This window comes from Chryseobacterium sp. SSA4.19, from assembly GCF_022601875.1.
Classification (GTDB): Bacteria; Bacteroidota; Bacteroidia; order Flavobacteriales; family Weeksellaceae; genus Chryseobacterium.
Map to the genome: position 1 here is coordinate 122,375 of NZ_JAKVIP010000014.1, position 6,505 is coordinate 128,879.

10 protein-coding genes are annotated in these 6,505 nt (G+C 35.6%); 7 read left to right on the plus strand and 3 right to left on the minus strand.

The features are described 5' to 3' along the window. Positions 1 to 61 precede the first annotated feature (61 nt). Positions 62 to 394, plus strand: coding sequence for a DUF4870 domain-containing protein (locus MKJ01_RS11625; RefSeq protein WP_241614047.1), 333 nt, complete (start codon positions 62 to 64; stop codon positions 392 to 394). Positions 395 to 621: 227 nt separating this feature from the next. On the opposite strand, the gene MKJ01_RS11630 is transcribed toward MKJ01_RS11625, so the two are convergent. Continuing rightward, entirely contained in the window at positions 622 to 1,173 is a 552-nt protein-coding gene (locus MKJ01_RS11630; protein WP_241614046.1) for a hypothetical protein, read from the minus strand. A gap of 346 nt (positions 1,174 to 1,519) precedes the next feature. Between MKJ01_RS11630 and MKJ01_RS11635 the strand changes: the two genes are divergently transcribed. Then, positions 1,520 to 1,774 (plus strand): LacI family DNA-binding transcriptional regulator, encoded by a 255-nt coding sequence (locus tag MKJ01_RS11635; protein ID WP_241614045.1) that lies wholly within the window; start codon positions 1,520 to 1,522, stop codon positions 1,772 to 1,774. 29 nt (positions 1,775 to 1,803) lie between these two features. Then, positions 1,804 to 2,358: a substrate-binding domain-containing protein gene (locus MKJ01_RS11640; RefSeq protein ID WP_241614044.1), complete on the plus strand. Its 555-nt coding sequence runs from the start codon at positions 1,804 to 1,806 to the stop codon at positions 2,356 to 2,358. 247 nt (positions 2,359 to 2,605) lie between these two features. Here the strand turns inward: MKJ01_RS11640 and MKJ01_RS11645 are convergent, their stop codons facing one another. Together MKJ01_RS11645 and MKJ01_RS11650 are read right to left on the minus strand one after the other, a co-directional pair. Next, on the minus strand, positions 2,606 to 2,911 hold the full coding sequence (locus MKJ01_RS11645) for a hypothetical protein (protein WP_241614043.1): 306 nt from the start codon (positions 2,909 to 2,911) through the stop codon (positions 2,606 to 2,608). 164 nt (positions 2,912 to 3,075) lie between these two features. Then, entirely contained in the window at positions 3,076 to 3,477 is a 402-nt protein-coding gene (locus MKJ01_RS11650; protein WP_241614042.1) for a helix-turn-helix domain-containing protein, read from the minus strand. Between the two features lie 128 nt (positions 3,478 to 3,605). On the opposite strand from MKJ01_RS11650, the gene MKJ01_RS11655 reads away from it, so the two are divergent. The 4 genes from MKJ01_RS11655 to MKJ01_RS11670 all read left to right on the plus strand — a co-directional run bounded on the left by MKJ01_RS11655 (position 3,606) and on the right by MKJ01_RS11670 (position 6,179). After that, complete coding sequence (locus MKJ01_RS11655; RefSeq protein ID WP_241614041.1) at positions 3,606 to 4,397, plus strand: SDR family oxidoreductase; 792 nt, start codon at positions 3,606 to 3,608, stop codon at positions 4,395 to 4,397. A gap of 19 nt (positions 4,398 to 4,416) precedes the next feature. Beyond that, entirely contained in the window at positions 4,417 to 4,734 is a 318-nt protein-coding gene (locus MKJ01_RS11660; RefSeq protein ID WP_241614040.1) for a nuclear transport factor 2 family protein, read from the plus strand. Between the two features lie 73 nt (positions 4,735 to 4,807). Further along, on the plus strand, positions 4,808 to 5,125 hold the full coding sequence (locus MKJ01_RS11665; protein WP_241614039.1) for a hypothetical protein: 318 nt from the start codon (positions 4,808 to 4,810) through the stop codon (positions 5,123 to 5,125). A gap of 295 nt (positions 5,126 to 5,420) precedes the next feature. Continuing rightward, entirely contained in the window at positions 5,421 to 6,179 is a 759-nt protein-coding gene (locus MKJ01_RS11670) for a hypothetical protein (RefSeq protein ID WP_241614038.1), read from the plus strand. The last annotated feature ends 326 nt before the right edge of the window (positions 6,180 to 6,505 follow it).

Below are 6,505 nucleotides of genomic sequence, written 5' to 3' on the forward strand. Positions count from 1 at the left end.
AGCCAACTGCTGCATCCAAACAATCTTCCATTGTCATAGTTTTGCTGAAAATAATTTGATTATGAGTAACAAAACACTTGCAATACTATCCTACATTACGATTATAGGATGGCTGGTCGCTTATTTTAACAGTAAAGATAAACTTACGAAGAGTGATATTGTAAAATACCATCTCAAGCAGGGACTTGGTTTTTTCATTGTTTCATTTGTGATTAATATCGCGCTGTCGATGATCACTTCTTTAATTCCTTCGCTTTATTTTATCAATTTTATCGGGATTGTCCTGTTCATTCTTTGGATTATTGGAATTATGAATGCTGCGAATCAACAGAAAAAACCAATTCCCCTGATCGGAAAACTATTTGAAGGCCAATTCGCATTTCTTGAAAGATAAGTCGAAGTAAGGAATCAAATATAACTGCGAAAAAACACACCATGATCTTCAATATAATTGTAAGCATCTTCAAAGATGTATAGGCTGTAATTTTTAATTACAGCTTTTTTATGATTTAAGCCGTTTTAAAATATTCAATTTAAGTTTTATAACTGATGTTTTCAAGGGTTCATTAAAAGTTCCAGGCAAATATTCCAGTAATTGATGACTCACGGTTTTTCTTCTTCTCATTTATCACAGAACCTGTCATACACTGATGAAAAATTCCGGCTGTTTTTTACTTTTAAAAGGGCATCTGCCAATGCAATATTTTCAGACGCTTTTTCTTTAAGATCTTCAATTTTCTGATCTGACATTTCCCTGATTGATTTGCCATTTTTAATATAAAAACGGTAAACAGTCGTCTTAGTGGGACCTGCAGCACTTCCCCATTGTAAATTTTCAAGACAGAAGAACACTTTACCGTCTTTGTAATAGTATTCTTTTTTCCATACCGCGTCATTCATGGCCCCTTTCTCTGTTACTTTTACAATTTTTCCCTGAAAAGAATAATATGTTATTTCACCGCCTTCTACACATGATTTGGTTTCATAGGAAAATTTCTGAGCTTGGAGTTTAAGGCTGTTGATCTTCTGATACTGCTCCCTAATTAGTTTGATGTCAGATTCCGTATCTTGAACAGCAGTTTCACTATTGGTAAATGTAAATGGCTGTGCCGCATTAAATTCTTTGCATAAAAATACAGTCGCCAGACCAAGAATGACAGATAAAGATTTCATACCGTTATATTTACAGTCCTAAATTATAAAATATGTTTAACTCATACAATACTATAAAACTATATTTTTTGGTGGTGGATCACATATAAAAATGATCTTTATCAATGTGCGGTTGTTTGAAATAAAGGCAATTATAATTCCTTGGTAAGCATCATTGAAGAATAAAATCTACCATATATTAGAGAAAATTAAGCATTTAAATCCCTTTTTTGTTTAATATCATTTTAATTCTTCATAATCTTCCATAAAATGTACTATATTTCCTTTTGCCGATGGAATTTTGATTAAATTTACGTCTGTAAAGTATGTCATTCTGATATACGGGAATCGCTGCAAAAAAATGCATATGAATAAAAAAAGTGCCACAATTTATGATATTTCAAAGAAGTTTAACGTAAGTGTGGCAACTGTTTCCAGAGCACTGAATGATCATCCCAGAATCAGCGAGGCAACAAAAGATTTGGTACGGAAAACGGCCAAAGAAATGAACTACAAACAGAACAATCTTGCCAAAGCACTGAAAAGCGGAGAAACCAAAAACGTAGGAATCATCGTGCCTTACATCAACACCAATTTCTTTTCATCGGTGATCCGGGCATAGAAGAAGAACTTTCCCCGCACGGCTATCATGTGATTATCTGCCAGAGCCATGAAGATGTCAATATTGAAAAAAGACACCTGAATACGTTGCTTAATGCCCAGGTTGACGGAATTTTCATGTCGGTTTCAAAAACGACTTTAGATACCGAACACATTCAGAATATTTTAGACACCTCCAACACCCCGATCATATTCTTTGACCGTAAAAAAGATATTGCGGGAATCAGTACAGTGACCATTGACGACTACCGCGGCGGCTATATTGCTGCGGAACACCTGATCAGTGAAGTCTATAAAAACATCTGCCACTTTGCAGGCGATCTTAATCTTGAAATCTATCAAAACCGTTTAAATGGCTATAAGCAGGCCCTGACCGATCATCACCTGACGGTAAAGAATGAAAATATCATTTATACAGGAAGTACTATTGAGGCAGGAATAGAAGCCATAAAAACGCTCTGGAACAAAAAATCAATCCCGGATGCGATTTTCTCTTCAAGTGACTTTGCGGCACTCGGCGCCTGCCAGGAAATTATCATAGCCAACAACAGAAGTTCCAAAACTGTTCTGAGAATAAATTATTAGAACTGCTTGATTGTTTCAATTTCTCCGTTGTCTTTGTTTAGAAAGATATAAATGCTTCCGTCATCATGAATGCATCACATTCTTTCATATCCAATTGACCTAAATAATAAAGCGGTTTATCATTTTTAACCGGCTAATCGGGAGAGTGAATCCATTTGGGTTGCCGTTTATGATATTGAACAGTTGCCTGAACCGTTATTTCATTATTTTCTTCGTTTCAGACTTTGAATATTTTCTTCCGGCAAAATCACTCTTTCAATAAAACCGGTATCGGCATCGATATAATTGGGTTGAGAAGACAGAACCAGATTATAGTCATCCGCATATTTTTTAAAGGCACAATACCTATTCCTTTCCTTTTCAGAAACAGTCCTAAAACAGCCTGAGCATTCAGTCTTCCTGCTATGCCCGTTAAATTAACCGTTTGCAAATACTCAAACGGGCTTGTTTGTACATACGTATCTCTCCATGAAAGAGATTGGTCAATAAGCGTGTCTTTGAGATTTTCAAGCTCTGATTCAAGCTGTCTGCCTGAAATTCCGTCCTTCGACAAAATTTTTTATTGTTTTTAAACGACCGGTTAATTCCATAAGTGGCAGTAATTAATAATTACAAGAGTATTACTCCATGTTTTAAGTACGGGTTACAATTCCACACTATCAAATTATATATTTTTAATTCTTAGATCACAACATACTTCTGTTTTTGAATTACAGATTATGTTGATAGATTTTCAATAACATCTTTCTCCCGGTCAGCGGATCCGGTAATCTTTTTAATAATCAGCATCCTCAGCCGATCCTGATGTTCGTCCGCCCACTGACCCAAAGTACCTACTACGGGAATTAAACTTTCACCAAACTCAGTAAGCGTATACTCTACTTTTGGCGGCACTACCGGGTAAATAACTTTTGTAACCAGTTCGTGTTCCTCAAGTTCTTTGAGCTGGACGTTTAAAACCCTGCGGGAAGCGTCCGGTATTTTACGCTGCAGCTCACTTGGTCTTTTATATCCCTGATTGATAAACCAAAGCAAACGGATCTTCCATTTACCGTACAGCACTTCCCCGATCAGATCAAGTCCGCAGTTCAGGTTCGGAATTATTTTTCTCTCATACATATTACAAAATTAAACGTATGTTGCAATTTATGCAATAGGGGATCAGTTTATCCCTATCTGAATCGTAAATCCGTACTTGTGCAAACTGTTTTTATCCCCCAATTTTGTCCTATAAACAAATTTAAAAAATGGAACCATTTAATTTCAACAATGAGTTATCAGGCAAGATTGCCTTGGTAACAGGAGGTACAAAAGGAGCCGGAAGAGCCATTGCAGAAAGGCTGCTGCAAGCCGGCGCAACGGTGATCATTTCCGCAAGAAACGCACCGGAAGAAGAAAACAGCAACCTGCATTTCATCGCTGCTGATTTGAGCACTTCGGAAGGAACACAAAAAGTAATCAGTGAAGTAATATCTACGTATGGTCAACTGAATATCCTGATCAATAATATGGGTTCCTCAACAACACCCGCCGGTGGCTTTACCGCCTTATCGGATGAAGATTGGGAATCCACATTAAAAGCTAATTTACTTGCTCCCGTACGATTAGACAGAGGATTTTTGCCCCAAATGATCGAAAGGAAAAGTGGCATTATCATTCACATTGCTTCTATTCAGGGTAAGCTTCCTCTATATGATTCTACCTTGCCTTATGCCGCTTCAAAAGCAGCATTAAGAAATTACAGTAAAAGCCTTTCGAATGAAGTAACTCCAAAAGGGGTTCGTGTGCTGACTGTTTCACCAGGGTGGATCAATACTTCAGCATCGGAAGCGTGGTTGGGCGAAATTGCAAGAAATGCAAACAGCACCGTAGAAGAAGCGCAACAGGGTGTGATGGATGCACTGGGCGGAATCCCTTTTGGCAGACCTTCCGAACCGAGAGAGGTCGCTGAATTGGTAGGATTTCTTGTTTCACCAAGAGCCAGTTATTTAACAGGAACCGAATACGTCATCGACGGCGGTACCGTACCCACTATTTAATCATCTTAAAATGAATACAATGAATTTACCAAACATTATCTCAGAATTAGTAAAGACCCAAAATGAATTTGACAGTGCTGCCTATGCCAACTGTTTCGCTGAAGATGCACAGGTATTCGATGAAGGAAAAACCTATAACGGGAAAGCAGAAATCGAACAATGGATCGATAAATCCAACACAGATTACAAAGCAACGATGGAGCCGGTGGCATATGATGAGAAAGAAGATATCTTATCGGCGAAGATTGCAGGAACATTTCCGGGCAGTCCTCTCGTTTTAAAATTTCATTTTACCATTGCTGACGGAAAAATTCAGACCTTAAAAGTAACAGAGTAAAAATCTGTCGGTAAATGGATTTTTTTTGATACCGTTAGAGAACTAATATTTTATAATTTTAAAATAGAAAATTATGAACCTACCAAAAATAATAGAAGAATTTATAAAAACAAAGAATAGTTTTAACAGTGCTGCCTTTGCCCTGTGTTTTAAAGAATCAGCCGTAGTTTTTGACGAGGGCAAGATGCATACGGGTTGGAAAGAAATTGAACAGTGGATCGACCACTCTAATAAACAGCATCAGGATACGCTTGAGCCGCTGGATTACGATGAACAAAAAGAAATATTGTCGGCGAATGTTACAGGATCATTTCCACAAAGTCCTATTGTTTTAAAATTTCATTTTGCCATTTCTGACGGAAAAATTCAGACCTTAAAAGTAACAGAGTAAAAATCTGTTCGAAAAATCCCATATTTTTTATGCAGGGCTGAAGTTAGAATTTCAGCCCTTTGTATTTTCTTAAACATTTAATGGCTTTAATTGTTTCTGTTATAAGTATGAAACTCGACGGCTCAATTTAATGAAGTAATTATGCAGTTTCTTTTAATTATAAGGTAGATTGAAATTTAAATTTGCTCCCATCGTTTATTTAATTATTTTTAACGACTTGTAGCCTGATGAGACACATTGTATAAAGCTAGAAGCTGTAACCAATTTTAAAAATAACAAAACCTATAATAAGAATATGAATAATAACGACCATCTGGAAGATTTTCTAAATATAATTAAGGAGCATCATACTCATTCGGTTGAAAAAGTAAATAGGTCGTTATATGATGATATTTGTAAAACTGCGGAAATTATCGAAAGAACAGAAAGCGAAACTGAAGAAATAGCGATAAAAGAAAGTCTTCGTGAAAGGTTTAAAAATGTCGATTTAAATCAAGTAACGGATTTGTTTATTTACAATCAAATGTTTTTTACAAGTAACGAAGATCCACTTCCGACTGCTTCTATACTTTGTATAAATATCGGAAAACTGTTTACTGAACAAAATTTACATTATATCGTAGCAAAAGTATATAGCCGTAATGAAATTGAAGGGGGATGTGCGCTGTCTTTTTTAGGATATTTAGCACTTCAGGAACATCATAGAAATTACATTTTAAATTTTATTAAAGAAAACTTTGAAGGATTTTCTAAAAATAAAAAAACTGAATGTGTTTTTCAACTAAAAAATTATTTATCTGATGATAAAATTGCACAACAAATAATAAGTGATAGTGGGATAACGGAATATCTACTAACCTTTAGCACAGAGGAAGACTCAAGTTCCAGACCTATTACCTTTAATTTGGAAAACGGAAAAAATACAGGAACTGGAGAATCTAATGAAATTTTACATTCGTCTAGAAAAGAGAGTACTACAGAAAACAATATATTAAAAAAATCAGGCGAAAAATTAAATTCAGATTCACCTTGGTGGCAGTTCTGGAAAAAATAAAAATCAGATGTCGCGAATTCCATCCAAATAGTAAGCAGGAATTGAAAATCAAAATTTGCTATCACTTTTATTTCATTATTTTAATGAATAATATCTTGGACTGACCACAATGTGTCGATCCAAACTAGAACTAAACCGCAATGAAAGAACTAATTCCGACAATAAACGAAGTTGTTAAGTATGGACTACAAGCAAACTTAACAGTAACTGGAAAAGAAAAATTATTGGAAAGACATCTGGTGAAAATTTAGACACTCTCCCACAAAGTGTGTAAGTTAAAAAGTCAGGGCTTAGATTTTATAATCTGAGCCTTTCTTCAAAAATAA

Bases quoted from the DNA above. Each gene is read 5' to 3' on its own strand.
- MKJ01_RS11630 (WP_241614046.1), bottom strand. From the start codon at position 1,173: ATGAAATCTTTATCTGTCATTCTTGGTCTGGCGACTGTATTTTTATGC.
- MKJ01_RS11670 (WP_241614038.1), top strand. From the start codon at position 5,421: ATGAATAATAACGACCATCTGGAAGATTTTCTAAATATAATTAAGGAG.
- MKJ01_RS11650 (WP_241614042.1), bottom strand. From the start codon at position 3,477: ATGTATGAGAGAAAAATAATTCCGAACCTGAACTGCGGACTTGATCTG.
- MKJ01_RS11665 (WP_241614039.1), top strand. From the start codon at position 4,808: ATGAACCTACCAAAAATAATAGAAGAATTTATAAAAACAAAGAATAGT.
- MKJ01_RS11660 (WP_241614040.1), top strand. From the start codon at position 4,417: ATGAATTTACCAAACATTATCTCAGAATTAGTAAAGACCCAAAATGAA.
- MKJ01_RS11625 (WP_241614047.1), top strand. From the start codon at position 62: ATGAGTAACAAAACACTTGCAATACTATCCTACATTACGATTATAGGA.
- MKJ01_RS11635 (WP_241614045.1), top strand. From the start codon at position 1,520: ATGAATAAAAAAAGTGCCACAATTTATGATATTTCAAAGAAGTTTAAC.
- MKJ01_RS11655 (WP_241614041.1), top strand. From the start codon at position 3,606: ATGGAACCATTTAATTTCAACAATGAGTTATCAGGCAAGATTGCCTTG.